This window comes from Mycetocola saprophilus (genome assembly GCF_000718085.1).
Lineage (GTDB): Bacteria > Actinomycetota > Actinomycetes > Actinomycetales > Microbacteriaceae > Mycetocola > Mycetocola saprophilus.
This window is the reverse complement of record NZ_JOEC01000002.1, coordinates 653,865-678,878: the sequence shown is the minus strand read 5'-3', so window position 1 is coordinate 678,878 and position 25,014 is coordinate 653,865. Positions and strand designations below refer to the sequence as shown.

Below are 25,014 nucleotides of genomic sequence, written 5' to 3'. Positions count from 1 at the left end.
CTTGGTTTGTCGGGGCCATTTTCGATGGAGGCTCGGCGAAACGAGCGGCTAACCCCTAGGCCAGCCCCGTCATCCGCTCGGCGGAGGCCCAGATGGTGCGTGCCAGTTCCGGATCACGGCCGCGGCGGTTGGAGTCGCCGACCCTCGGGTACCCCTTCATCCCGAACGCTCCGTTGGGGCCCACAAAGGCACCACCCGGAACGTCCTGGGTGGCCGCATACAGCGTCGGGAGTGCACCGTGGGCGGCGTCGTTCACGAGCTTCGGGAAGCGATAGATGAAGCTCGAGCTGGTGCCCACCGCCAGGTTGGTCAGCGCAACACCGGGGTGTGCGAGGACCGAGCGCACCGGGCTCCCGGCGGCCTCGAGGCGGCGCTGCAACTCCTTAGCCAGGTACACGTCGGCGAGTTTCGAATCGCTGTACGCGCCCATATCGCTGTACTTTCGACGCTGCCAGCCGAGGTCGCTGCCGTCCATCCGCGACATGCGGTGCATGACCGAGGACAGCGTCACCACCCGCTCGGTAATCCGCGGCAGCAGCAGGTTGGTGAGCAGGAACGGCCCCAGAAAATTGGTCGCCAGCTGGAGCTCAAACCCGTCCGCCGAGCGTTGCTCGGGCACCTGCATAATCCCGGCGTTGTTGATCAGGATGTCCACCCGGCCCTCGAAGCCGGCCACAAATTCGCGTACCGATTCCAGGCTGCCGAGATCGAGCTCCCGCACCTCGGTATCTCTGTCGATGGTCGCGGCCACCGCCCGCCCCTTTTCCACGTTGCGGACCGCGAGAATCACGCGTGCCCCCACCCGGGCGAGCTCCCGCGCCGTCACCTCGCCGATGCCGCTACTGGCACCGGTCACGATGACCGTTTTGCCGGAGAGATCGGGCAGGTTTTGGGCGGTCCACCGCTGCGGCATTTGGAGATCCTTCACGAGTAGAGCGCGCTCACGCCGGTGAGCACGCGGTCTGTTATTTGGAGCCTACCGCGGACTCTTCTTCACGACTCAAAAACTCAGATCTCCCCCATCCGTACACGCCGAATTAAGAGCACGGTCATGAAGTAAGCGCGTACATTAGCACAATTAAATTCACATAATCTCCGAGCTGTGATAAATTACCCCCATTACGGGGGACAAGACCCTCGTTATTGACCCAAAACAAAACATACGTATGCATTACGTAGCGAAAACGAGGGTGGCGTGGGGGCCAGATCGGTACCCAAGCCACTTCCATCCTGGTGACGAATTCTTCGTCACCGACATCCCAAGAGGCCCGACCGATCCATCCGCGCCGCGCAGGACTCGCCCCGGCGAAAACCTTCGCTTGCCTACCAGCCCACCCCGTGAGCACTCCGAATCAGCATGGTTTCAATGACGACACCGTGACGGAAAACGCCACCCACAAACCAGGTCTTCCCGCGCCGCGGAGCGGGAAGAAATCACCGATCCTCCGCGCCACAAGAAGGAAGTTGACAGATGGGGATTTCTCCTCGACGGTTTCGTCGTGACCCGGCTACTCGCCCCACCGCAAGACACCTGAAACCACAATCACGGGTCCGGCAGGGCCTGCGAGCGCTGTTCGTCGGAACAGCCTCGGCACTCGCCCTGCTCTTGGCAGCTGGCGGGCTTACCCTCACGCCCGCTGCCAACGCCGTGACACCGGTATATGAGATCACCGGGCAGTGGGCACCAGGCACCCCCAACCCGGTCACCTCGGGAACCGGCCTCTCAAGCACCTGGCGATACAACGTTAACGACGCCGATCCCGCTCCCGAGAATCCCGCCCGTGACAATGTGACGGTGACGTTCTCTGCGCAGAGCGCGATCTTCACGGAACTGCCCGAGTCTTGCCGAGTGAGCGGGGTCACCCCCGTTTCCACCATCGCCGACGCCGGCGCAACCCTGGTATGCAACCTGGGAACGCGCAACCTCGGTACCGCGGAACTCATCATCACCGGTATGCAGGCCAAGGGCCTCACCGGCAGTCAGGTTTCCCTGTCGGCTCGTGTGGGTGAGCCCGGAGTAAACGAGGTTCAGGCTTCGCTCCCCCCGTTGAACATGGTGAACCCCTTCGGCATGGATATGCAGTTCAGCGGCGGAAATCCGCTGAGCAATGTGGTTCAGGGCAACACTCAGGAACTCAATTTCCCCTGGGCTCTCCGCCACGCACCCGGGGCTAATCCCGGCCCAAGCACCGTCTCCTATGACCTCGCATTCACCTCCGGTAACGGCGAGGCAATCGTGCCTGCTCCTGCGGCCTGTACACCACAGAGTCTGTCGAATCCGACATATCCGTTCTCCGGGGCCGGACACCCTGCCACCCGAACTGCTCCGTTCCCCACCGGTTGCACCGTGGTTCAGGTCTCCCCCAACCTCCTTCGACTCACCCTGACTGGTATCGACTACTCCAAGTCGTTAGATCCCACCCAGGACAGCACCGGCATCGACCTCCCCACCGAGTGGGATGTGGTTGCCTCCGGTCTGATCAACGTGCGATTTACCTACGTAAACCCCACAACCATCACGTTCAGCACCGCCGACCCGACCTACACCTCGAGTGTGGGGGAAACCTCCCCGGGCCTCGCCACCAACAACTCCAACCGCGTGGCAGCCACTCGCGGTGTGTGGACCGGTGGATGGGTACTGGGAAGCATGCAGCCGCCGGTTGATGGCACCACGTGGACGGACACCTTCCGGACACTCGCCGGGCAGCCGGTACTCGCCACCTCCGGCGTGCGCCCTCCCCAGGGCGCCGAAACCAACACCCAGCTGTGCACGGTGTTGGATACCAAGTTTGCAACCTTTGAGAGCTCCACTGCCGGGACACTCGCCGGCGGTGTAGTCACGCCGTATCCGGGGGTCACATACGAGTACTACACGGGTACCGGAACCAACGGCCTGGTGGATCCCACCAACCAGAACTACAACCCGAATGCGTTTGAATGCAACCAGGCCGGGTTGGTGTGGCAAACCACGCTGCCCGCAGACCTCTCCACGGTCAAGGCCATTCGTGCGACCCTTCCGGCGAGTTCCAACATTCCGGCCGCTATTGCCAACTTGTATACGTATTCACGGGTGAAGTCCAATGCCGTTGTGGGCCAGGACATCTGGACCTGGACCAGCTATCAGATCGGTGGAACCTGGTTCCACCCCCACCGCACCATGCTCGCCGCAGATAAGCCGGTCGAGGGAACCCTAACCGCGGGACGCTATCCGTACACGGGTGGTGGCCGAGACGTTTTGCGCATCGTCGCGGGGACACCCAAAATCACCAAGACCGTCGATCAGCCGGTCACCGTACCCGGTGCCACGGTGAATTTCACCCTGCGGTATCGGGTCGAGGCGCCGGCAAATACGACCGTGCAAAACGTCAACATCGGCGATGTGTTGCCCGCCGGTCTCACATACGTACCCGGGAGCGCCAGTGTGCCCCCGACAACGGCCAACGGCCAAAACATTCAGTGGATTCGTCCGAGTGTTCAAACCAACACCGATTTCACCATCGTGTTCAGCGCCACTATTGATCAAAACGCCAGCGCGGGACAGACCTTCCGCAATGACGCCACAATCTCCTTCGGCGGCATTACCAACACCGCCTCGGCGACAACGCGAATCCGTGAGGGCGGTTATACCTTCCTCACCAAGACCGCGGATCAGCAGCAGGTCCCCCACGTCGGTGGGGTAGCCCAGGACGGCTGGACGGTCCGCCTCACCTCCGCGGATACCGGGGCTCAAACCTTCACCGATACCGTTGATGTCCTCCCCTTCAATGGTGACGGTCGCGGAACCACGTTCACCGGTAGCTACGTGCTTTCCGGCCCGATCCAGGCAGTAGCCGGTGCAACGGTGTACTACACCACCGCGGCCCCCGCGACCCTGATCGACGATCCCGCTCATCCCTCAAACGGCAGCGCGGGAAGCATCGCCGGTAACACCGTGGGATGGTCTCCCGTCTTTGTTCCCGGTGCCACCGCGGTACGCGTGATTGGTCCGGCTCTGCCGGCAAGCGCCAACCAGGAATTCAAAATCAACGTACAGACCACCGGTGCCACGTTCAACGACATGTATGTCAACCGTGCCGAGGCACGAGCGAGTCGAACCGAACTGGTCATGCGCACCTCGAGCTGGTTCAAGATTGCCGCGGTGAACTCGGTGGCCATGAAGAAGTACGTCCAGGATGCCGACGGGGTCTGGCATGACGCACAAAACGTGGATGACTACCCCGCGTTCCACACCGGTGACACCGTGCACTACCGGCTGGTTGTGGTCAACACCGGTGACGAGACGATCACAAATCTGAAGCTCTCCGATGACCGACTGGATCTGGCCGCCATCGACCCGCTCCCGGCCGGGTTGAACCCCGGCGCGGTGCTACCCGAGCTGCGCCCCGGTGCGGAAAACGCCTACACGATGGAATACCAGGTCAAGATGACCGGTCATGCCGCGGGAGACCGGGTGATTAACAACGCCTGTGCCACACCGGAGGATCCCTCCGTCGATCCCTCCTGTGACCCGGCCGGAATCACCATCCTGCCCTCCTCGCTCTCCTGGCAAAAGGTGAGTAGCGGCGCTCAGGGCCGTGCCCTGGCCGGTTCCGAGTGGGAACTGGTCCGCGTGGATGCCGCCCACGCCCCCCTCGGCACCCCGATCCCAGTGACCGACTGTGTCGAGGGTTCGGCCACCGCCTGCACGGGCGCGGATACGAACCCGGCCGCGGGTGCGTTCACGGTGTCTAACCTGACCGACGGGCTGTACCAGCTCACCGAGACCCGTGCTCCCGCGGGGTATGTGCTTGACGCAACCCCGCACTACGTGCAGGTCGAGGGCATCAGCGCCCTGCCGCAGCCCATCCCCAACGATCAGGCCGAGGGACCCGTGCTTCCGCTCACCGGTGGAACCGGCACCCTGGCGTTTATCGTCCTGGCGGGATTGGGCGGTTCGGCCGCGGGAATTCTCCTCTTCCTGCGTCGACGCGCCTCCCGCGGAATTCTCACCATCCCCACCTCCACGAACTAAGACCCGAACTTAAGACGACGAAGGACTCAATCATGAATAACAACAGATCTCGCTGGCGCGGGGCCTCGTTTCTCGGTGCCGTTGCACTAACCGTTGCATCGCTCGCCGCTGGGGCAACCGGCGCGAGTGCGGCGCCGCAGGACTTTGGCAATATCGACGGCACCCGAATCGGCTCGCTCACCGTGCATAAGTTCCTGCAGCAGTCGGCCCAGGTCGAGGGGGACATCAGCGCCGCCCCGGCCGCGGGGACCTTCAGCGATCCGGTAGCCGGGGTGCAGTTCACCGTCTATCCCGTTCTCTCGGCGGGCACCCCGATCGATCTCACCGTGTCGACCAACTGGGCCGGGATCAAGGATCTCACCCCGGGTGCCGCGTGTACCGCACCGGCCGGGACCACCCTGGGCACCCCGATCGTGATGGCCAATACTGATGCCACGGGCGCCGCCACCACACCGCTCCCGGTGGGCGTGTACCAGGTTTGTGAGACCCAGGCTCCGGCCAACATCATCGATCGCGCTCAGCCGTTCATCCTCACCGTCCCCATGCCGCATCAGGGGGGCTGGGTATATGACGTCCACGCCTACCCGAAAAACTCCTCGGGAGCGATCGAGAAAACCATCGCGCCGCAGGCCAACCTGGGCCTGGGGTCGGTGGTGACCTACCCGGTGACCGTGCCCATTTCCCGGGTCGGAACCCCCTGGACCGGCTTTGCGATTCGCGACACCCTGGATGCCCGCCTGACCCCGGTGAATCCGGCACAGGTTTCGGTCACCGTTGATGGTGCTCCGATGGAGACCAGCCACTACACGGTGGTGAACGAGGGACAGCGCGTCACCTTCAATATGACAGCGGCCGGGCTGGCATGGCTCAATGAGGGCCCCAACGCGCACGTTGGCCAGCGGGTCACCGTCAACTTTGCCGGTACGGTGAACCAAATCGGCGACGGTACAATCCCCAACACCGCGACCTTCATTCCGAACAACCCCGGTTTTGATCCCAACGGCAACCCGCCGTTGCCCTCCAACGAGGTCCGTTCGTACTGGGGGAATCTGGAGATTCTCAAGCGGGCCACCGGAACCACCGGGTCCCAGGGTCTCTTGAAGGGTGCGGTTTTTGAGGTATACGCGGCCACCAACCCGTATGCGGCAGACTGCTCCGCCTCAGTGGCCACCGGCGCACCGATCAGCGTCGCTGGAGCGACCTCGCACACCACCGATGACTCGGGCAAGGTCGCACTCGCCGGACTGTTCGTGTCCGACAGCCAGAACCCGGCGATCGATGCGACCCAGCGTTGCTACGTGCTCAAAGAAACCGCGGCCCCCGCGGGCTACGTGCTTCCGGCAAACCCGTTCACGCCGGTAGCGGTGCTGCGCGGGGATGTCACCAGCGACAATGTCGAGATCACCAACCAGCAGGAGACGGTCCCGGGACTCCCCCTGACCGGTGCAGCCGGACAGGTTCTGCTGGGCATTGCGGCACTGGGAGCTCTCGGTATCGCGGGCGGCCTGGTGATGATGCGTCGCCGACGCTCTTCGGCCCTGTAGGGCAGCCCACGTAACGGATGCGGGGGGATCGGTTCCCACCGGTTCCCCCGCATTTTCATGTTGTTCGGGCGGCAAACTTCACCGCCCACCACGTGTGAGGGACACTTTCTTGACCAAACATCTGGCACCACGATCCGGCCGTAGCATCTCACGCGGATGGAGGCCGGGAGCACTCACCTGGGCCATCACGCTCTGCGCGCTGTTGGGGTTGGGCGCGGGCATCTATCCCATGACCGCCGCCTGGATTTCCTCCTACAATCAGTCGCAGGTTCTTCAAAACTCTTCCCGTCCTCAGCACCTTGCTCTCACCCCTACGCAACAGCTAGCCCAGGCTCATGCCTATAACGAGGCGCTGATCGCCGGCGTCAAACTTGAGGCCGACGGCACGGTTCCCGTGAGTACCGGCACAGTGCAGGGGCACTCGCTGCGCTACGCAGACATGCTTCGAGCCGATAATGACGGTCTCATGGCTCGAATCAAGATTCCCGCAATCGACGTGGACCTTCCAATTTTTCACGGCACCTCCCCCGAGACGCTGCTTCGCGGAGCTGGCCATTTGGAAGGCTCGCACCTTCCCGTGGGTGGGTCCGGGACGCGGTCGGTCATCACGGCACACCGGGGGTTGGCGAGCGCCACCATGTTTACCAACCTGGACCGCGTGAAAAAGGGCGACTCCTTTACCGTGGAAACCCTGGGTGAGGCACTGGTTTACCGGGTCACCGACATCTCTGTCATTGACCCCGAGGACACCGGAACGCTCACCGCGGTTCCGGGTAAGGACCTCGTCACCCTGATCACCTGCACTCCGCTCGGCATCAATTCCCAGCGCATTCTGGTGACGGGTGAGCGGATCACCCCCACCCCGCCCGAGGCGGTTCGCTCCGTGGGGATGATGTCCGATCTTCCTGGTTTTCCGTGGTGGATAGTGTTGGCCACGCTTGGACTTTCCCTCGCCGCCGTCTATGTATGGCGGCGCGGATACGTGGATTCGAGTGTCCATGTGCGGCGCTAAGACGGTGCCCCACACCCCGCTTTTCACGATGTTTATCGCGCGCGGACGTGCATCATGGGGCTGATCTCCCGAAGCCGCACCCCTAATGATTCGGGGGTCTCGTCGCAGCCCGAGGCCCACGACTCGCTCTGCGGCGAGCAGGAAACCCGCCCACGTCGAAGCCTGTGGCTGATGGGACTCACCATCGGCTCGGTGATCGTGGTGACATCCGGCCTCTCCCTTTTCATCGAGCCGAACGCACCCACCCCGTTAGAGTCGGCAAAAACCCGGTGCATTGTGGATGAAGACGGGGCCCTGCCCTATAACCCCGACGAGTGGGTCCAGATTCATCGGGAGGGCAAGGCCCTCACGCTGCAAACCTTCACCGGGAGCCTCCCGGGGGTACGCGGGGTTTCCTATGACAGCGCCGTCTGCGTGCTGACGGCGGTGAAGGCCCCGCCCCGGGTGGTGCGTGAGGTCGGGCGTACCCGGTCAACGGATGGTCGACGGACCCTCTCCTGGGGCCAGTATCAGGCCTTTTGGAGCTACCACCCGGATCGCGGTTTAGCACTTGTCATCTGTGATGACTAACCTCGATCCGGGCGGCTTCGCATCGCCGGGTTAGGCCCCGAGACGCTCGGAGAGCTCCACCAGACGGTTGGTGAATCCCCACTCGTTGTCGTACCAGCCGAAGACCTTCACCTGGTCACCCACCACCTGGGTGAGCGGGGCGTCGAAGATCGTCGAGTGCGGATTGCCCACGATGTCGGCGGAGACGATCGGTGCTTCGGAATACTCCAGCACGTGGGCCAGCGAGCCCGAGGCTGCGGCGGCCGCAAACGCCGCGTTGACCTCTTCCACGGTGGCGGGGCGGGTGAGCTTCACCGTGAGGTCGGTGATCGATCCCACCGGCACCGGAACGCGCAGGGCCAGACCGGTGAGTTTGCCGTCAAGTTCGGGGATAATCTTGCCGATCGTCTTGGCCGCCCCCGAGGAGGTCGGGATGGTGGAGAGGGCGGCGGCGCGGGCCCGACGCGGGTCGCTGTGTGGGGCATCCTGCAGGCGCTGATCGCTCGTGTAGGCGTGCACGGTGGTCATCAGACCGTGCTCGATGCCAAACGCATCGTTGAGGACCTTTGCCAGCGGGGCCAGCGAGTTGGTGGTGCAGGAACCGTTGGAGATGACCTCCACCGAGTCGTTGATCACCTCATCATTCACCCCGAGGACCACCGAGGGCAGATCACCCGAGGCCGGTGCCGAAATGATGACCTTCCGGGCACCACCAACCAGGTGGCGCCGAGCGCTCTCCTCGCTGGTGAAGAAGCCGGTGGATTCCACCACCACGTCCACACCGACCGAGCCCCAGGGGATCTGGTCGGGCTCCCGCTCTGAGAACACGCGGATGCGGCGCTCGCCCACCACGATGAAGTCACCGTCCACCGAAACGCCGTCCAGGTGTCCGGAGATCGAGTCCCACTCCAGCAGGTTTGCGAGGGTTTGAGCGCTGGTGATGTCGTTGATCGCGACCACCTCAACGTCGGCTCCGCTCGCCAGGGCGGCGCGCAGGTAGCTACGACCGATCCGACCAAAGCCGTTGATTCCAATCCGAGTGGACATGGGTACTCCTTCTGTTGTGCGGTTAAATCTCGGGGCGCGGGGCACCGGCGGCATCCAGCAGCGCCAGGGCTCCACGGATCGCGGCATCCATTGGTGCCTGATCGCCGTGCGCGCGGGCCAGCACGTAGCCGCCCTGAATGACGGCCACCAGGGTGTGGGCCAGCTCGACCGGCTCCACGCTGGCGGGTAGCTCCCCGGCCCGCGTTGCCTCGGTCAGGGCCGTGGCCCAGCGCTCGATAATGAGGTCAAAACCTCCGGCCACCAGGCCGATCATCTCGGCGTCTTCGACCACCTGCGGGTCCTGGGTCATCCGTCCGATGCGACACCCGCGCACGCCCGGACGCGGCAGCGTCAGATAGGCGCGGATACGCTCCATCGGGGTGCCCTCGCCGGTGAGCAGAATCGACCGCTCGGTGACCTGAGTGACGGTCTCGCGCAGCGTTTCCACGGCGAGCTCATGCTTGCCACTGAAGTGATGGTACATGCTGCCCTGACCCACGCCCGCACGATCCAGAACGTCTCGCGGGCTCGTGGCCGCGTAGCCGCGCTCCCAGAGCAGGTCGGCCATGGCGGTCGTGAGCTTCTCGCGGGTCGTCATGCATTAACTGTAACTACTAGTATGTACATTTTCAACCCACGCAGGCTCGCCCGGGTGAATCGCATCCGAGTGAAAACCAATGAATGCGTTCACGGTTCGAGTTTCTAGATAATTACCCGTATTTAATTCGGTGAAGCTCGCACAGTTTATAAACATGTGCATAGTTCTGTGGATAACTCGTATTTTCTGCGGATAAGATGTGAATATGGCCCGTTTGGACGAATTAGATACGGCGATCCTGCGGGAATTGCAGCGTGATGCACGACGCACAAATCGTGACATCGCGGCCGCCGTGGGCGTCGCCCCCACCACCGCGCTGGATCGCACCCGCGCGCTGCGCGAGCGTGGAATCATTCGCGGGGCCCGACTCGACCTCGACCTCACCCAGATCGGACGCCCCGTCCAGGCGATGGTCGCCGTGCGCGTTCGCCCGCCCACCCGGGCCAACATCGAGGACTTTCGCGAGTGGGCGGCCACCCTGCCCGAGGTCATCGGGGTCTTTGTCACCAGCGGTACCGAGGATTTCCTGCTGCACGTGGCCGTGCCCGATAACAACCACCTCTACGCGTTTGTGATCGACAGGCTGACCGAGAAACCCGAGGTTGCCGACGTGCGCACCTCGGTGGTCTACGAGCACATCCGCAGCCCCGAGGTCATCCCGATCGCGGACCTCGACTAAGAAGCGCCCGGCCGCAGCGCCTCCCAACCCTGCGACGGCGTCGCTCACGGGCTTCCATCCGGAGCGCCTCATCCCCGCCCTGACCCGCGCCCCTATCTCACCGACCGGATCGGGATCACCGCTATCGCGCCCAGCACCACCAGCACGATCGCGATGGGGAAGAGCATCACGTAGCCCCCGAAAAACACCACGATAAAGCCGGCCAGCGCGGGTCCGAAGGTCTGCGGCAGGGTGGCCGCGATGTTCAGCACCCCGAGGTCCTTGGCGAAGGTCGTGGTCGATGGCAGCACCTCGCTCATGAGCGCGGTGTCCACGGCCTGAAACACCCCGCTGAAGAATCCGCCGAGGGCCGCATAGATCAGCACCCCGGTGACCGAGGGGGCGATCCAGGGCACCGAGAATCCCACCGCCATCCCGATCCCCGCGATCACCACGAAGACACGGCGACGTCCCAGGCGATCCGACAGCGGGCCGGAGATCAGCACCGCGAGCGTGGTCGCAACCAGGCTGATCACCGCCAGCACGGGCACCAGACGGATGGCCTCCCCACCGAGCCCGATGTAGTCCTGCAGGATGTACAGCTGATACCCGACCACCAGGTTGGTCCCCACATTGAGGAGCATGCGTCCGCTAAATCCCCAGAAGAAATCGGGGTGTTTGACCGGGTTGACCCAGAAGGTGTGGAAGAAGGTTTTTGCGTCGAAGGGTTCGCGCGGCTCGCCACGGTTGTCCCGATCGGGGTTGAGCAGGACAAACGCCACCAGCACCACCAGGGCGACCCCGGCAAAAAACAGGTATCCGGCGGGAACGCTGTCGGCAAATCCGCTGGCGATCACCTGTCCGCCGGCCATTCCCGCCATCACTCCGAGTCCGGTGAACGCCGAGAACAAGCCGCGCACGGGCCCCGGGACGCGGTCGGGCATGACCGCGCTGAGTGGCCCCTGGGAGAAGTTATAGGCCAGCTGGACCACGCACCAGGAGATGATGATCTGGACCAGCGTGGAGGCGCTGGCGATGCCGATCAGTCCCATTCCGCCCACCAGCGCGCCGATGATCATCCACGGACTTCGTCGGCCAAACCGAGTCCGGGTGCGGTCCGAGACCATGCCTGCCAGCGGCTGCGCGATCAGCGCAACAACGGCACCGACAGCCAGCACCAGCGCCAGATTTTGTGCCTTTTGATCCTCCCCGAATGCCTGAATCTGGAGCGGTAGCAGGATGCCCGGGATCGCTCCCCAGAGAAAAAACACCCCGAGGTTGGCGCCCAGGATGGAAAACAGGAGTCGGAGGAGGGGGCCGCGTACCCGGTGCCGATCCGGTGTGGGCTCTGCGAGCGATGAGGTCATGGAGGGCTCCTCTCGAGTGGGCCCACCGACGTTGGCGGGCCTGCGCCACGATAGGCGCTACCTTCGCGCGCCACCAAGCAAATATCCAGATCACAGTGGTTATCAGTGCGAGATTGCGGGGATCCTCCCGCCGCCTGACGGACATGGTGGACAGCTCGGCGGCGTGGGCACCCCGTACGATGGAGGCATGGCTGCCTCCAGACGACGTGCAAATCCCCTCGGCCTCATCGGCATGGGCCTCATGGCCCTCGGCGTGGTGGGACTGGTGCTGGGACTGCTCCAGCCCTGGCGCACCTGCGGGGACGACATCATCGCCGCCGCATGCCCGGCAACCGGCACCGAACTGGGTGTGATGATCGTGGGCCTGGCCGGTTTTGTGGTGATGTTCTTCGCGCTGCGCCGCAGCTAACCGCCCGCGCGCCCGAACGCCCGCCCCTAGACTGGGAGCATGCGTTTTGGATCCTCCCCCACCCGATCGATCGTCTCCGCCGCGGCGCTGGACGCCCTGCTGATCATCGTCTTCGTGATGCTGGGTCGGCGCAGTCACGCCGAGGGCAACGACCTGCTGGGGATCCTCGGCACCGCCTGGCCCTTCCTGGTGGGCGCGGCGATCGGCTGGATCGTCACCCTCGCCTGGCGCAACCCGGTGGCCCTGCGCTGGACCGGTCCGCTGATCTGGCTCGCGACCGTGGTGCTGGGCCTCCCGCTGCGCGTTCTCGCCGGAGGGGAAGCCCCGATCTCGTTTGTGCTGGTGACCGCCGGCGTCCTCGCGGTCTTCCTGATCGGCTGGCGCGCACTGGCGCTGCTGCTGATGTCGCGTCGTGGACGTCGCACCGCCCGCCGCTAGCCTCCGTTCATACACCCGATGCCCCGCCGGGTAATCACAGCGGTGCGTGCCGCGAGAGTCCGCTGACCCTCGTTAACGCGGAGAGGCGGGGACACCGTGGTGTCCCCGCCTCTCCGTTTAAGTTGGCGATTAGTCGCGCAGCTTGTCCTTGGCCTCGTTACGGGCGCGGACCGATTCGGCTTCGGCTTCGGCCTTCTTGACCTCGGCGTCTGCCTTGACCTCGTCAACCTTGTCCTTGGCCTGGTCCACCAGGTCGTGCGCGGCGCGCGAAACCTTTTCGGCTCCGGCTTCGATGGTTTCCTTGGCGTCTTCGATGAATCCCATAATTCCTCCTCGAGCTAGTGAATAACCTACGTTTTCATTCTGCTCGATTGGGCCTGAAAATCCAATGGAAAGACAAAAATGACGATTCGCCCGTAGGGGAATCGTCATTCAGTGTTGGTGCGCGGTGCGCGACTACCGCCAGGCAAAACCCCGGCGCAGTCGCAGGAGCACACCGATCGCGTGCACGATGATGGCGAGGGCGATCACGCCCAGGCCGATCCCCGCGCCGGCGGCGTCGAGCCGGTAGGCGGCAACGCCGATCAGCAGGATCCCGGTCATCAAACCGAGGATGCCCACCACCGAGAACACGCGTGATAGCGCCGTGGCGTCCCCGGCAATTACCTCGGAACGCCCCTCCTTGAGAACGGTCACCGTTCTCCCGCTAGCGCCTCCGCAGCATGTGGAAGGGGATAGCGAGGCTCAGCGAAATCGCCAGGATTCCGGCGAAGAACACAACCGCGTGCAGCTCTTCCAGCTGGAAGGCCAGACCAAACAGGTAGATTCCACCCAGGAACAGGACCAGTGCAATTACAAAAATCATGCTGACAGTCTACCGAGGGAGTGCCCCGAAACTCGATTCGAGCGAAAACCTTCTGCTATTGAAAATCTCGGGACCGGGTGCGAACCGCAAGATCCAGGGGTTCGGCACCGTCGGCGACCAGGTTAATAATGCCCTCGGGGCTACGCTCCAGGATGCCGCGAATCACCAGGGCCGGGGATTCGCGCAGTACCCGGCGGTGGCGCTGCCAGAGGCCGACGCTACAGATCACGTTGATCATCCCGTCCTCATCCTCGAGGTTCACAAACGTGATCCCCGACGCGGTGGCCGGACGCTGACGGTGCACCACGACCCCGGCCACCCGCACCCGACGGCCAGATTCGGTGTCACGCAGCGCGGCCGACCCAAGAATTCCGCGGGCGCCGAGGACCGTACGCAGGCCGCGCATCGGATGATCGTCGGTCGAGATCCCGGTGGCCCAGAGGTCGGCGGCGAGGGTTTCCTGGGCATCCAGCAGCGCAAACAGCGGCGGCTGGACGGTCACCGCGGATCCGGCCAGCTGATTCGGGTTCTCCCGCGAGGCCGGACCCGCCTGCCAGAGGGCCTGCCGACGCGAGGTACCCAGCCCGTCGCAGGCGCCCGAGGTGGCCAGCGCCTCCAGCTGGGTTGCCGAGAGTCCGGTGCGACGGCCGAGGTCCTCCATGCTCCGATACTCGCCGCCGCGCTCGCGCTCGGCGACGATCCGCGCGGCCGCCTCGGCTCCGATCCCGGTGATCCCGGCCAGGCCCAGGCGCACGGCGAAGCCGGTGTCGCGACGATGTTCGTGATCGAGGATGGGACCCGCAGGGTCGAAGGGGCCGGGGCTTTCGGCCGGCGTGTGCAGGCAGGCGTCCATACCCGCCGAGCGCGAACCGGCGGGCCGCGTGCCCGGAGCCGCCGAGCCGGAATCGGCAAACCGGACGCCGGGCCCCCCGAAGGCCGCCGTACCGTGCGCGGCGGAATGCCAATCGGACGCATCCAGGGGTTCCAGCCCGGCATCCACCCCCGAACGGTGCAGGTCCGGGCGCAGGGTGCGCACCCCGTGCCGGGTCGCATCGGCCACCAGCGTGTGCGGGGCGTAGAACCCCATCGGCTGGGCGCGCAGCAGCGCGGCGAGGAACGCGCCCGGATAGTGCAGGCGCAGCCAGGCGCTCGCATAGACGATCAGGGCGAAGCTGATCGAGTGGCTCTCGGCAAAGCCGAAGTTGGAAAAGGCCTCGATCCGCTCGTAGATGTTGTCAGCCTCGGCCCCCACGATGCCGTTTTCGGCCATGCCCGCATAGAGCTTTTCACGCAGGGTCGCGATCTTCTCCCGTCCGCGCTTGGAACCCATCGCCCGGCGCAGCAGGTCGGCGTCCTCGGCGTCGCAGCCTCCCACGGCCATCGCCATCTGCATCAGCTGCTCCTGAAACAGCGGAATCCCCAGGGTGCGCTCAAGCACCGGTTCGAGGCTCGGGTGCAGGTAGGTCACCGGCTCCTGCCCCATCCGGCGCCGAATATAGGGGTGCACCGCGCCGCCCTGAATGGGTCCCGGACGCACCAGCGCCACCTCGATCACCAGGTCATAGAACGTGCGCGGACGCAGCCGCGGGAGCATCCCCAGCTGCGCGCGCGACTCCACCTGGAAAACCCCCACGGCGTCGGCCCGGCACAGCTGGTCGTACACCCCGGCCTCCTCCTTGGGGAGCGAGTGAAGGTCCCAGTGCTCGCCGATGTGCTCCTCTACCAGGTCGAAGCAGTGCTGGATCGCCGCAAGCATGCCGAGGCCCAGCAGGTCGAATTTGACCAGGCCCATCCAGGCACAGTCATCCTTGTCCCACTGCAGGACCGTGCGTCCATCCATCCGGCCGTGCTCGATCGGGCACACCTCCCCCACCGGGCGATCGGTCAGCACCATGCCGCCCGAGTGGATCCCCAGGTGCCGGGGAAACCCCAGCAGCTCGGTACTGAGGGTGCGCAGCTCCTCGGGGATCTCGGGATCCTCGGCGAGCGCGCTGCCACGTTCGATCCGTTTGGACCACGCATCCTGCTGCCCCGGGGTATAGCCCAGCGCCTTGGCCATGTCCCGGATGGCCGCCTTGGGCCGGTAGGTGATGACGTTGGCGACCTGCGCCGCGTTGAAGCGTCCGTAGCGCTCGTATACGTACTGGATGACCTCCTCGCGGCGGTCGGCGTCGAAGTCCACGTCGATGTCCGGCTCCTCGGCGCGCAGGCTGGAGAGGAAGCGCTCGAAGGGCAGACCGTAGGCGATCGAGTCCACCGCGGTGATCTCCAGCAGGTAGCACACGGCCGAGTTGGCGGCCGAGCCACGCCCCTGGCAGAGGATCCCGCGCGAGCGTGCAAACCGCACGATATCGTGCACGATGAGGAAGTAACCGGGGAAGTCCTTCTGCTCGATCACCGCGAGCTCGCGGGTGATCCGGTCACGGTCGCCCTCGCTCATGTTGGGGTAGAGCTTGGCGGCCCCGCGCCAGGTGAGTTCGCGCAGCCAGCTCATCGGGGTGTGCCCCTCGGGCACCTCCTGCCGCGGCAGCTTCGGACGGGCCGAGCGCAGCCGGAACCCGATCTCCTCCGACACGGTCACCGTGTGCGCGGCGGCCCCCGGATACCGGGCGAAGCGCGCGTGCATCTCGGCCGGGGAGCGCAGATACGCGCCGCCGGCGGCGGGCAGCCAGCCGGCGTGAGCGTCCACGCTGGTGCGGGCGCGCACGGCGGCGAGGGCCCGGGCCAGGCGGCGGCGGTTCGGGGCCGCATAGTGGGCACCGGTGGTCGCCACGATCGGCAGGCCGCGCTCCCGGGCGAGGGCAGCCAGGGCGTCGTTGCGGGTGCTGTCGCGCGGATCCCCCAGGTCGGTCAGCTCGACCAGCACGTTCTCGGGTCCAAACCGTTCCTCCAGCCGGATCAGCTCGGCCCGGGCGGCGTCCAGCCCCGCGGTTTCCAGGGCCGAGCGTACGGGCCCCTTGCGGCAGCCGGTGAGGGCGATGACCCGGTCGCGCAGGCTCTCTGCCAGCACATCGGGATCAAACCGCGGTGCGCCCTTCTCGGCCTCGGGGGCGAGCTGTCCGCGGGTGATCGCCCCGGCGAGCGCATGGTATCCCTCGATCCCCCGGGCGAGCAGCAGCAGGTGCTGACCGGCCGGATCGGGCACCCCGTTCTGCGGGGCGTCCAGGCCCAGGGTCAGCTCGGCCCCAAACATCGTGTGCAGATCGGGGTGCTTCTCGGCGGCCTCGGCCAGGCGTACCGCCCCGTAGAACCCGTTGTGGTCGGTGAGGGCCAGGCCGTGGAGTCCGAGTCGGGCAGCCTCATTCGCTAGTTCCTCGGGGCCGGATGCCCCGTCCAGGAAGCTGAAGTTGGAATGGGTGTGCAGCTCGGCGTATCCCGGGCCGTCCGTTGCTCCGGAGAGGTCCTCGGCGCGCGGTTCGGCGGCCGTCTCCGCAATCTCCGGCTCGGCCTCGGTCGTGCGCCGCCCGCTCAGCCGGCGTTCAAACTCCGACCAGGGGATCGGCGGATTCGAGAATCCCATCTCGCGCTCCTCTCTACTGTCTCAGTTCCTCGTAGCGGGTGTGTGCACTTCGCCCCAAGCCCCACCACGTGCTCCCGGCCATCACCACGGCTAGTCGTAGCGGGCCTCGGCCCACCACTCGGTGTGATCGCGGCGCACCAGCCAGCCGTGGCCGCGCTCATCCACCAGCTGAAAGCGGTCCACTCGCTCGGCCGTGGTCCCGGTGATCACCGGCCAGGGGCCCGCCCACGCCCGAACCGTCGAATCCACCCCGCCCGGGGCGATTCGCGGGAGCGGCGGGATCACCAGGCGGTGCGGCGGGGCGCTCAGCACGTCCCGGTCGGTGATGCTCACGCTCTCCCCCGCCGCATCGATCACCCGCACCGGCAGCGGCTCGGCCAACACCGTCTGGGGTGGTGCCCCGGGCAGGCTCCCAGGCCAGGGACCGGCGGGATCGGTGCGCGGATCGCGCTCACCCCAGGGCACCAGACTCTGGCGTTCCCGGGGTTCGCGACCCGCGCCGATCCGGGCGGTCAGGACCCCGTCGTGGCCCACCATCCCCTGTAACCGGGTCAGCCCGTTATGCACGCGGGTGTCGGGTCCGCCACCCCAGAGCCCGGGCTCCTGGGTGCTCATCGCGGCGAGGGTTTCGGGGATCACCCGGATCAGCGCCACCGGCTCGGACAGCGCCGCCTCGATCGCCCCGGATCCCTGCAGCTGCCAGCGCACCCGGTCCACAACGTCGCCCGCATCGAGGTGTCGAGGATGCAGCCAGCTGCGGGCGCTGCGCCCGCCACGGTCTCCGATAATCTCGATCCGCACCGCGCTCACCACCAGCGCGTGCTCGGCCAGGCCCGCCAGGAAACGGTCGGCGGAGGCGCGGAATCCGAAGGCCGCCTGGTCGGCGCGCTCAAGCGGCGGATCGAACTCGCGCTCGACCGCAAGTTCGGCCGGTGGGATGCGTGGGCGCACCCGGCGCGGGTCCTCCCCCGCGGCGATCCGATGCGCCTGCTCCCCGGCCGCCCCAAACCGGTCCCGGACCGAGGCTACCGGCAGCGCGGCCAGCTCCCCGAGCCGGTGCACGCCGAGTCGGGCGAGCACCCGCGCCAGCTCGGGTTCGCCCAGCGTGGTCACCGGCATCGGGGCAAGAAAGCGCGCCGACTGCCCGGGCGGGATTACCAGGATCGCGTCGGCGATGGGCGCAGGTGAAGGCGCTGGCACTGGCACTGGCACTGGCACTGGCACTGGCACCGCACGATACGCCGCGTGCTGAGCTGCGAAGACCCCGTCGGCCGCGCCAATCCGCACCGCCGATCCGGCCGGAATCACCCCCGCCTCACGCAGCGCCGCGGTCAGCGCATCCGCCGCCAATACCTCGCTGCCGTAGTAGCGCGCGGGACCGCGCCCGGGCACCAGACACAGCCCCGGCCGCACCTGCTGGATGCTCGGGACGATGCCCTCCAGAATCCGAATCAACGGCTCGAAGCGTCGATGATCCACATCCTCCCGATACGGCAGAAACACCGCCTCGGCCGACCGCTCCTGAGCCTCCCGAATCCGCAATCCTCGACGCACCCCCAGCGCCCGTGCCACCGCGTTTGCGGCGAACACCTCGCCGCGCGCGGTCAGGGCCACCGGCGCCTCGAGGGAGATCTCCGCGTCCTCGGCGGCGGTGAGGACCGCCCAATCGGGGAGCCACAGGGCCAACACCCGCTCACTCATAAACCCACCACCCACCGCACACGCCACACAGCCACGGCACCAGCACCCGCGCGCTCAGGAATCCACCGCACACGCCACAACCAGGGCGGCATCACCGGCCCAGAAACACAGTCCCGCGGCATCAGCCCACCCCTGCCAAACGACGCTCGGGCTTCGGCACCGCGCGGATACCGGGTCGCTCGGCCGCGATCAACCCGCCGCTCTCGGCCAGGGTCAGCGAGGCTCGGCGCAGGCGTCCGGCGCGATCGGTCGCCTCCACCCGCAGCTCCCGCGCCCCCAGGTAGCCAAAGCCCGCGCCGATCCCACCCCAGTTTCCGGCACCGCTGCGCAGTTCCGCGTCGCTCCCCGGCCAGGTGCCCAGGGTCACCAGCATCGCCGCCCGCTGGTGCAGCCGGGCGGCCAATCGCGCGCGATCCGAGGTGCTCAGGTGCGGGGCGGGTCCGGTGATGATCACGGTCACCACATCGGCGAGCGCCGCCACCACCTCCAGCCAGTTTGCGCCGGGATCGGGCACCACCACCAGGCGTTCGAGGTTGATCCCCACCCGCTCGGCGGCCTCCAGTCCAAAAGTCGGCAGGTCCACCACGGCGCTCCAGGATCCGGCCAGGCTCGGCCCCGCGGCCAGCGCCATCGCCAGCACCGGCGCATCCGGCACCGCATATAACCCGCCCGCCCGCAGCGCACCGCCGGGCAGCAGATCGCCAAGAACCGGCAGCGTCGGTAGTGGCTGAGACTCTAGTTCGGTGCGCTGCATCCCCCGGATGCGCTCACGCAGCGCCGCCACGGTGCCCGCCCGTTCGGCGGCACCGGAGACGGCACCGGGCCGAGCGGGTCCGGTGCCCACACGAGAGGAGATAGCGAGCGACATGGGTTAATATTCGAACACATGTTCGATTAAGTCAATTACGAACGGCATGTCCCATCGCATCGCGACGGGCCCGGTTTTCCGCGCCTCAACACACAAACGGGCCGCGGGAATCCGAAGATCCCCACGGCCCGAACGGGTAGTGGATAACTAGGCGGTGAAGCCCTCGGCGCGGATGCCCCAGCTCACGCTCCAGGTCTCCCCCGGGGCGATCCACTCCAGGCCGATGCCGCTGTTCAGGGCGTTGGCGGGGGCGGTCATCGGCTCGATCGCGACCACCGCGTTGTCTCCGGGATAGCGGGTCGGGTTGAAGACCTGCCAGGTCCCGAAACGCTCCTCGCCCCAGATGGTGACGGTGCGTCCGGCCGGGTCGGCGAGGGTGTGGCTACTCACGCCGTCCACGATGTGCGGGGCGGCAAAGCCGTGATCCAGGACCACCGAGTTCAGGGCGACACCGCGGCGCAGGTCGTTGCCCGCGCCCACGGGCACCTCGTTCTGCGGGATCTGGTGGGCGTTGACCTCCCAGACGGTGTCGCAGGCCACGGTGAGGGTCAGGTCCGAGGCGGGAACGCCGCCGATCGTGAGGTACGGGTGTGCGCCGACACCGGCCGGGGCGGGAGCCTCCGAGCGGTTGGTGAGGCGGTGGGTCACGGTCAGGCCGCGCTCATCCAGTACGTAGTCCACCTCGGTGTCGAGGTGGAACGGATAGCCGTGCTGCGGGAACACGGTCGCCGCCAGCCGGATCGAGTTCGCGGTCTGCTCCAGCACCGTATACGGGGTGAAGCGCAGCAGGCCGTGGATCGCGTTTGACTGCGCGGGCTCGGTCACATCCAGCTGCTGCACCTGGCCGTCGAGTACCCAGCGGGCATCCTCGACGCGGTTGGGCCAGGGGGCCAGCACGATGCCCGAGGCCATCGGACGAGGCTCGGTGACATCGTAGGGGGCGAGCACGTCCACGCCGTTCGCGGTGAGGACCCGCAGACCCGCGGCCACCTCGGTAATCTCGGCGCTCAACGCGAGATCGCCGTGTTCGTGGGTGAGTGTGAAGCTCTGTCCGTTGGGAGCTGCGTGCATCGTGTTTCTAGGCCTCCTCGACGGCGGCCACCTGCCACCGGTTTCGACAATACTCCCAAAGCAGACCGCCCCGCGATCCGAGGGAACGCGGGGCGGTCAATGTGGGAAAAGTTACAGCCTCTCGGCCGCCTCCACCACGTTCTTCAGCAGCAGCGCACGGGTCATCGGGCCCACACCGCCGGGGTTCGGCGAGAGGAAGCCGGCAACCTCGGCCACGGCCGGGTCGATGTCTCCGGAGAGCTTCGCCTTGCCGGACTCGGTGGTGCCCACGCGGGTCACACCCACGTCCAGTACCGCGGCACCGGGCTTGATCCACTCGGGCTTGACCAGGTGCGGCACACCCACGGCGGCCACGACGATGTCCGCCCGGGACACCTCGGACGCGAGGTCCGGGGTGCGCGAGTGGGTCAGGGTCACGGTTGCGTCGATGCCCTTACGGGTCAGCAGGAGGCCCAGCGGACGACCCACGGTGATGCCGCGGCCGATCACGGCCACGTGCTTCCCGGGGATCGAGACGCCGCTGCGCTCGAGCAGCTCGATGATGCCGGCCGGGGTGCAGGGCAGCGGCGAATCCAGTTCGCCACCCACGCCGAGCACCAGCTTGCCGAGGTTGGTCGGGTGCAGGCCGTCGGCGTCCTTGGCGGGGTCGATCAGCTCGAGCATCTCGTTTTCGTTGATGCCCGTGGGCAGCGGCAGCTGCACGATGTACCCGGTGACGGCGGGGTTCTCGTTCAGGTCACGGATGGCCTGACGAATCTCCTCGGCACTCGCGGTTTCGGGCAGATCCACGCGGATCGACTCGATCCCCACCTCGGCGCAGTCACGGTGCTTACCCGCCACATACGAGCGTGAGGCACCGTCCTCACCCACCAGCAGCGTGCCGAGTCCGGGAACGATGCCGCGCTCGCGCAGGGCGTCGATCCGGGTACGCAGCTCATCCTTGATGGCACTCGCCGCGGCGAGACCATCAAGCTTCTGTGCCGTCATCCCTACAGTCCCGGGTAGAGGGGGAACGCCTCGGTGAGCTTGGCGACGCGTGCACGCAGGGCGGGCAGGTCGGCACCGGGGCGCAGGGCCAGGGCGATCACGTCGGCAACCTCGGTGAACTCGGCGTCGCCGAATCCGCGGGTCGCAAGCGCGGGGGTACCGATGCGCAGACCCGAGGTAACCATCGGCGGGCGCGGGTCGAACGGCACGGCGTTGCGGTTCACGGTGATGCCCACCTCGTGCAGCGCATCCTCGGCCTGCTTGCCGTCGAGCTCGGAGTTGCGGAGGTCAACAAGCACCAGGTGCACGTCGGATCCACCGGTCAGCACGTCGATACCGGCGGCCTTGCTGTCCGGGGCGGTGAGGCGCTCGGCCACGATCTTGGCACCGGAGAGGGTGCGACGCTGACGGTCGGCGAACTCGGGGCTACCGGCGATCTTGAAGGCGGTGGCCTTACCGGCGATCACGTGCATCAGGGGTCCACCCTGCTGGCCCGGGAACACGGCCGAGTTGATCTTCTTGGCGAGGTCAACATCGTTGGTGAGGATGAAGCCCGAGCGGGGTCCACCGATGGTCTTGTGCACGGTCGAGGAGACCACGTGGGCGTGGGGCACCGGCGAGGGGTGAACGCCCGCGGCGACCAGACCGGCGAAGTGAGCCATGTCGACCCAGAGCAGTGCACCCACCTCGTCGGCGATCGCGCGGAACGCGGCGAAGTCCAACTGACGCGGGTAGGCCGACCAGCCGGCGATGATGACCTGCGGCTTGTGCTCGAGGGCCTGGGCGCGCACGACGTCCATGTCCACGAGGAAGGTTTCGGGGTCAACGCCGTAGGAGACGGCGTTGTAGAGCTTGCCGGAGAAGTTGAGCTTCATGCCGTGGGTCAGGTGACCACCGTGAGCCAGCTCGAGACCGAGGATGGTGTCTCCCGGCTTGGCGATCGCGGCCAGCACGGCGGCGTTGGCGGTGGCACCGGAGTGCGGCTGAACGTTGGCGTACTGGGCACCGAAGAGCTCCTTGACGCGGGCGATGGCGAGGTTCTCGGCCACGTCCACGGCCTCGCAGCCGCCGTAGTAACGGCGACCCGGGTAACCCTCGGCGTACTTGTTGGTGAGCACGCTACCCACGGATTCCAGCACCGACACGGGAACGAAGTTCTCGCTGGCGATCATCTCGAGGTAGTCGCGCTGGCGAACCAGCTCCTGCTCCAGGACCGCGGCAATTTCCGGGTCAACCTCGGCAAGGGGGGCGTTAAATAGGTCGGTCAAAACTGGCTCCTCTGATGACAGCGGCGGACAAAACATCAATTTTCCGTATCGGCCCAGGCGTGCGGTCGAATCCGTGTCGGTCGCTCCCCGATGGTAACCATCTTGAGTGGTGCGATCCCGCTCCACCGACGCCAGTCGCGACGCGATTAGCCTAGCATCCCGGGGCGGGCTCGTGGGTGGGGGTTTCCCCAAAAATCCACACACAAAGCCGAACCGTCACAAAGAGAAAAGATCACTTAAGAGCGCTATTCTTCGGGGTTTTTCGAGTCTTAGCCTGCATTCAACGCCGACTCCCTCGGTCGACGTCAGCTCTCCCATTCACACACATTGGAAAGAGAAACGTCATGAACATCGTATTTGTTGGTCTCTAACAACGGTTCGTCCCCATGTCGGAACTCAACTACTTCGAAAAGGCGCTGGCCGGCATCTTGATCGCATTCTTGGCGACCAGTAGCCTGCTCATCGCCACGGCGTATGCTTCGCTTCCGACATGGGGAGCCGTCCTTCTCATCAGGTGGATTTGGCCTCCACGCGAGGACAACCCGTTCACCTGGGGGATCGGCATCACCCTGACACTACTGGCAACCCTCGTCACGTTCCTGGTTGAACTCTTCTTTGGCGCCCTGGTTCGTTCTACCTCGAAAATCTCCGGAAAACCCGCATTCGCGCTGCTCCTCAAGGCGATAATCGCTCTGATCTATTTGGTGTTGATGTGGGCCGCTCTTGATCCCCTCATCCCCTGCCCCGGACACCGCGCACTGGCGATTGTGCTGACCATTTTCCTTACCCCGCTGATTCTCTGGCCGATACATTGGGTTGAAAGGCGAGATCGTCGACGCAAACAAGGCCAGAATCAAGCAGAGGCCGCTCCTGCATCAACAGAACTCACCACGGATGTGTTAAACGATCCGCGGGACTAAGCTCGTGCGTATGCGGAACCTCATTCACTCGGCCACCGTTATTTCCGGTGGGCAGAGCACCAAGCACGCCTGGATCGAGTTTGACGAGGACGGTGTTTGCGCCCGCGGCACCAACGACACCTGGCGGGCACGGGTCGCCGAGCATCCCGATACCGCCGTGATCGATGGCACCGGGCAGGTTGTCACCCCCGGCCTGATCGATCTGCACTGCCACGGCGGCGCGGGCGTCGCGTTTGAAGACGGCGAGGCGGCGATCCGCACGGCCCTTGCCCTGCACCGCTCCCACGGCACCACCCGCGCGGTGGTGTCGTTTGTGAGCGGGGGTATCGAGGATCTGGTCAGTCGGCTGGAAACCGTCGCCGACCTGGCCGAAACCGACCCGGGGGTGCTCGGCAGCCACCTCGAGGGCCCATTCCTGGATCCCGGCCACCGCGGCGCCCACGACCCCGAGGCGCTGCGCACCCCCGATGTGCGCACCGTGGACCGGCTGATCGAGGCCGGCCAGGGCACGCTGCGCCAGATCACCATCGCCCCCGAGCTGGACGGCGCCACCGAGGCGATCCGCGAGCTGACCGCCGCCGGGGTGATCGTCGCCGTGGGCCACACCGACGCCGACTACACCGCCGCCCGAGCCGCCTTCGATGCCGGGGCAACCCTGCTGACCCACGCGTTCAACGCGATGCACCCGATCCACCACCGCGCCCCCGGCCCGGTGCTGGCCGCGATCGACAGCCCCGGCGTGACCCTCGAGGTCATCAACGACGGCGTGCACGTCCACGAGAGCGTCGTGCGCCTGGCCTTCACCGAGGCTCCGGGACGCATCGCCCTGGTCACCGATGCGATGGCCGCGACCGGCGCCGCCGATGGCCACTACATGCTCGGCTCCCTCGAGGTTCTGGTGGAGAGCGGCACCGCACGACTGGTGGAGGGCGGTTCGATCGCCGGATCCACCCTGACCCTGGATGCCGCCCTGCACCGCGCGGTCCACGTCGTGGGCCTCCCGCTTCCCGAGGCCGTGCGCGCACTCACCGAAACCCCCGCCCGGGTGCTCGGTCGTGAGCGCGACCTCGGCGCGATCGAGGTCGGCTACCCCTCCGACGTGCTGCTCTGGAACGACGATCTGACCCTGCAGCGGGTGTGGGCCGACGGCACCGAACATCCGGCGGCACACGCCTAGACCC

General features: G+C 66.2%; 22 protein-coding genes and 1 riboswitch. Of the genes, 9 read left to right on the top strand and 13 right to left on the bottom strand.

Annotation, left to right across the window (positions count from 1 at the left end):
• Nucleotides 1–55 precede the first annotated feature (55 nt).
• Nucleotides 56–913 carry an oxidoreductase gene (locus tag IE92_RS0108935; protein WP_030148156.1) on the bottom strand — a complete coding sequence of 286 codons (858 nt, stop codon included), beginning with the start codon at nt 911–913 and terminating at the stop codon, nt 56–58.
• Nucleotides 914–1,648: 735 nt separating this feature from the next.
• Here IE92_RS0108935 and IE92_RS0108930 point away from each other — a divergent pair.
• The 4 genes from IE92_RS0108930 (at nt 1,649) to IE92_RS16645 (ending at nt 8,137) form a co-directional block, all read left to right on the top strand.
• Nucleotides 1,649–5,011: a SpaA isopeptide-forming pilin-related protein gene (locus IE92_RS0108930; RefSeq protein WP_051701660.1), complete on the top strand. Its 3,363-nt coding sequence runs from the start codon at nt 1,649–1,651 to the stop codon at nt 5,009–5,011.
• Nucleotides 5,012–5,043: 32 nt separating this feature from the next.
• Nucleotides 5,044–6,555 (top strand): SpaH/EbpB family LPXTG-anchored major pilin, encoded by a 1,512-nt coding sequence (locus IE92_RS0108925; RefSeq protein WP_030148154.1) that lies wholly within the window; start codon nt 5,044–5,046, stop codon nt 6,553–6,555.
• A 94-nt stretch (nt 6,556–6,649) separates the two neighbouring features.
• Nucleotides 6,650–7,567, top strand: coding sequence for a class C sortase (locus tag IE92_RS0108920; protein WP_281173592.1), 918 nt, complete (start codon nt 6,650–6,652; stop codon nt 7,565–7,567).
• A gap of 54 nt (nt 7,568–7,621) precedes the next feature.
• A complete protein-coding gene (locus IE92_RS16645) occupies nt 7,622–8,137 on the top strand; it encodes a hypothetical protein (protein ID WP_156027484.1) in 516 nt (171 codons plus the stop codon).
• Between the two features lie 30 nt (nt 8,138–8,167).
• On the opposite strand, the gene gap is transcribed toward IE92_RS16645, so the two are convergent.
• Together gap and IE92_RS0108905 are read right to left on the bottom strand one after the other, a co-directional pair.
• The gene (gene gap, locus IE92_RS0108910) at nt 8,168–9,163 is read right to left on the bottom strand and encodes a type I glyceraldehyde-3-phosphate dehydrogenase (RefSeq protein WP_030148152.1); all 996 of its coding nucleotides are present in this window, start codon (nt 9,161–9,163) and stop codon (nt 8,168–8,170) included.
• Between the two features lie 22 nt (nt 9,164–9,185).
• Nucleotides 9,186–9,761, bottom strand: a complete 576-nt coding sequence (locus tag IE92_RS0108905; RefSeq protein ID WP_030148151.1) for a TetR/AcrR family transcriptional regulator — start codon at nt 9,759–9,761, stop codon at nt 9,186–9,188.
• A gap of 205 nt (nt 9,762–9,966) precedes the next feature.
• Here IE92_RS0108905 and IE92_RS0108900 point away from each other — a divergent pair, with 205 nt between their 5' ends.
• On the top strand, nt 9,967–10,440 hold the full coding sequence (locus IE92_RS0108900; protein WP_030148150.1) for an Lrp/AsnC family transcriptional regulator: 474 nt from the start codon (nt 9,967–9,969) through the stop codon (nt 10,438–10,440).
• A gap of 92 nt (nt 10,441–10,532) precedes the next feature.
• Here the strand turns inward: IE92_RS0108900 and IE92_RS0108895 are convergent, their stop codons facing one another.
• Nucleotides 10,533–11,786 carry an MFS transporter gene (locus IE92_RS0108895; protein WP_030148149.1) on the bottom strand — a complete coding sequence of 418 codons (1,254 nt, stop codon included), beginning with the start codon at nt 11,784–11,786 and terminating at the stop codon, nt 10,533–10,535.
• 187 nt (nt 11,787–11,973) lie between these two features.
• On the opposite strand from IE92_RS0108895, the gene IE92_RS0108890 reads away from it, so the two are divergent.
• Together IE92_RS0108890 and IE92_RS0108885 are read left to right on the top strand one after the other, a co-directional pair.
• Nucleotides 11,974–12,195: a hypothetical protein gene (locus IE92_RS0108890; RefSeq protein ID WP_030148148.1), complete on the top strand. Its 222-nt coding sequence runs from the start codon at nt 11,974–11,976 to the stop codon at nt 12,193–12,195.
• A 39-nt stretch (nt 12,196–12,234) separates the two neighbouring features.
• On the top strand, nt 12,235–12,633 hold the full coding sequence (locus IE92_RS0108885) for a DUF3054 domain-containing protein (RefSeq protein ID WP_030148147.1): 399 nt from the start codon (nt 12,235–12,237) through the stop codon (nt 12,631–12,633).
• 129 nt (nt 12,634–12,762) lie between these two features.
• Here IE92_RS0108885 and IE92_RS0108880 read toward each other — a convergent pair whose 3' ends face one another.
• The 9 genes from IE92_RS0108880 to glyA all read right to left on the bottom strand — a co-directional run bounded on the left by IE92_RS0108880 (nt 12,763) and on the right by glyA (nt 22,913).
• Entirely contained in the window at nt 12,763–12,957 is a 195-nt protein-coding gene (locus tag IE92_RS0108880) for a hypothetical protein (protein WP_030148146.1), read from the bottom strand.
• A gap of 132 nt (nt 12,958–13,089) precedes the next feature.
• The gene (locus IE92_RS0108875) at nt 13,090–13,329 is read right to left on the bottom strand and encodes a hypothetical protein (RefSeq protein ID WP_030148145.1); all 240 of its coding nucleotides are present in this window, start codon (nt 13,327–13,329) and stop codon (nt 13,090–13,092) included.
• A 10-nt stretch (nt 13,330–13,339) separates the two neighbouring features.
• Nucleotides 13,340–13,498 carry a hypothetical protein gene (locus IE92_RS18640; RefSeq protein ID WP_169740218.1) on the bottom strand — a complete coding sequence of 53 codons (159 nt, stop codon included), beginning with the start codon at nt 13,496–13,498 and terminating at the stop codon, nt 13,340–13,342.
• 55 nt (nt 13,499–13,553) lie between these two features.
• Nucleotides 13,554–17,018: an error-prone DNA polymerase gene (locus IE92_RS0108865; protein ID WP_030148144.1), complete on the bottom strand. Its 3,465-nt coding sequence runs from the start codon at nt 17,016–17,018 to the stop codon at nt 13,554–13,556.
• 90 nt (nt 17,019–17,108) lie between these two features.
• Nucleotides 17,109–18,719, bottom strand: coding sequence for a DNA polymerase Y family protein (locus IE92_RS0108860; RefSeq protein WP_030148143.1), 1,611 nt, complete (start codon nt 18,717–18,719; stop codon nt 17,109–17,111).
• A 121-nt stretch (nt 18,720–18,840) separates the two neighbouring features.
• On the bottom strand, nt 18,841–19,587 hold the full coding sequence (locus IE92_RS0108855) for a hypothetical protein (RefSeq protein ID WP_081863930.1): 747 nt from the start codon (nt 19,585–19,587) through the stop codon (nt 18,841–18,843).
• Between the two features lie 147 nt (nt 19,588–19,734).
• Nucleotides 19,735–20,658, bottom strand: coding sequence for an aldose 1-epimerase family protein (locus IE92_RS0108850; protein WP_030148141.1), 924 nt, complete (start codon nt 20,656–20,658; stop codon nt 19,735–19,737).
• A 111-nt stretch (nt 20,659–20,769) separates the two neighbouring features.
• Nucleotides 20,770–21,645 (bottom strand): bifunctional methylenetetrahydrofolate dehydrogenase/methenyltetrahydrofolate cyclohydrolase, encoded by an 876-nt coding sequence (locus IE92_RS0108845; RefSeq protein ID WP_030148140.1) that lies wholly within the window; start codon nt 21,643–21,645, stop codon nt 20,770–20,772.
• 2 nt (nt 21,646–21,647) lie between these two features.
• The gene (gene glyA, locus IE92_RS0108840; RefSeq protein WP_030148139.1) at nt 21,648–22,913 is read right to left on the bottom strand and encodes a serine hydroxymethyltransferase; all 1,266 of its coding nucleotides are present in this window, start codon (nt 22,911–22,913) and stop codon (nt 21,648–21,650) included.
• Nucleotides 22,914–22,957: 44 nt separating this feature from the next.
• A riboswitch (ZMP/ZTP riboswitch) is annotated at nt 22,958–23,062 on the bottom strand.
• Nucleotides 23,063–23,299: 237 nt separating this feature from the next.
• Between glyA and IE92_RS0108835 the strand changes: the two genes are divergently transcribed.
• On the top strand, nt 23,300–23,833 hold the full coding sequence (locus tag IE92_RS0108835) for a hypothetical protein (protein WP_030148138.1): 534 nt from the start codon (nt 23,300–23,302) through the stop codon (nt 23,831–23,833).
• Nucleotides 23,834–23,843: 10 nt separating this feature from the next.
• A complete protein-coding gene (gene nagA, locus IE92_RS0108830) occupies nt 23,844–25,010 on the top strand; it encodes an N-acetylglucosamine-6-phosphate deacetylase (protein ID WP_030148137.1) in 1,167 nt (388 codons plus the stop codon).
• Nucleotides 25,011–25,014: the final 4 nt, after the last annotated feature.

Coding starts and splice junctions, on each gene's coding strand:
- IE92_RS0108895 (WP_030148149.1), bottom strand. CDS start 11,786: ATGACCTCATCGCTCGCAGAGCCCACACCGGATCGGCACCGGGTACGC.
- IE92_RS0108925 (WP_030148154.1), top strand. CDS start 5,044: ATGAATAACAACAGATCTCGCTGGCGCGGGGCCTCGTTTCTCGGTGCC.
- IE92_RS0108850 (WP_030148141.1), bottom strand. CDS start 20,658: ATGCACGCAGCTCCCAACGGACAGAGCTTCACACTCACCCACGAACAC.
- IE92_RS18640 (WP_169740218.1), bottom strand. CDS start 13,498: ATGATTTTTGTAATTGCACTGGTCCTGTTCCTGGGTGGAATCTACCTG.
- IE92_RS0108835 (WP_030148138.1), top strand. CDS start 23,300: ATGTCGGAACTCAACTACTTCGAAAAGGCGCTGGCCGGCATCTTGATC.
- IE92_RS0108900 (WP_030148150.1), top strand. CDS start 9,967: ATGGCCCGTTTGGACGAATTAGATACGGCGATCCTGCGGGAATTGCAG.
- IE92_RS0108885 (WP_030148147.1), top strand. CDS start 12,235: ATGCGTTTTGGATCCTCCCCCACCCGATCGATCGTCTCCGCCGCGGCG.
- IE92_RS0108905 (WP_030148151.1), bottom strand. CDS start 9,761: ATGACGACCCGCGAGAAGCTCACGACCGCCATGGCCGACCTGCTCTGG.
- IE92_RS0108890 (WP_030148148.1), top strand. CDS start 11,974: ATGGCTGCCTCCAGACGACGTGCAAATCCCCTCGGCCTCATCGGCATG.
- IE92_RS16645 (WP_156027484.1), top strand. CDS start 7,622: ATGGGGCTGATCTCCCGAAGCCGCACCCCTAATGATTCGGGGGTCTCG.
- nagA (WP_030148137.1), top strand. CDS start 23,844: ATGCGGAACCTCATTCACTCGGCCACCGTTATTTCCGGTGGGCAGAGC.
- IE92_RS0108935 (WP_030148156.1), bottom strand. CDS start 913: ATGCCGCAGCGGTGGACCGCCCAAAACCTGCCCGATCTCTCCGGCAAA.
- gap (WP_030148152.1), bottom strand. CDS start 9,163: ATGTCCACTCGGATTGGAATCAACGGCTTTGGTCGGATCGGTCGTAGC.
- IE92_RS0108845 (WP_030148140.1), bottom strand. CDS start 21,645: ATGACGGCACAGAAGCTTGATGGTCTCGCCGCGGCGAGTGCCATCAAG.
- IE92_RS0108865 (WP_030148144.1), bottom strand. CDS start 17,018: ATGGGATTCTCGAATCCGCCGATCCCCTGGTCGGAGTTTGAACGCCGG.
- IE92_RS0108860 (WP_030148143.1), bottom strand. CDS start 18,719: ATGAGTGAGCGGGTGTTGGCCCTGTGGCTCCCCGATTGGGCGGTCCTC.
- IE92_RS0108855 (WP_081863930.1), bottom strand. CDS start 19,587: ATGTCGCTCGCTATCTCCTCTCGTGTGGGCACCGGACCCGCTCGGCCC.
- IE92_RS0108880 (WP_030148146.1), bottom strand. CDS start 12,957: ATGGGATTCATCGAAGACGCCAAGGAAACCATCGAAGCCGGAGCCGAA.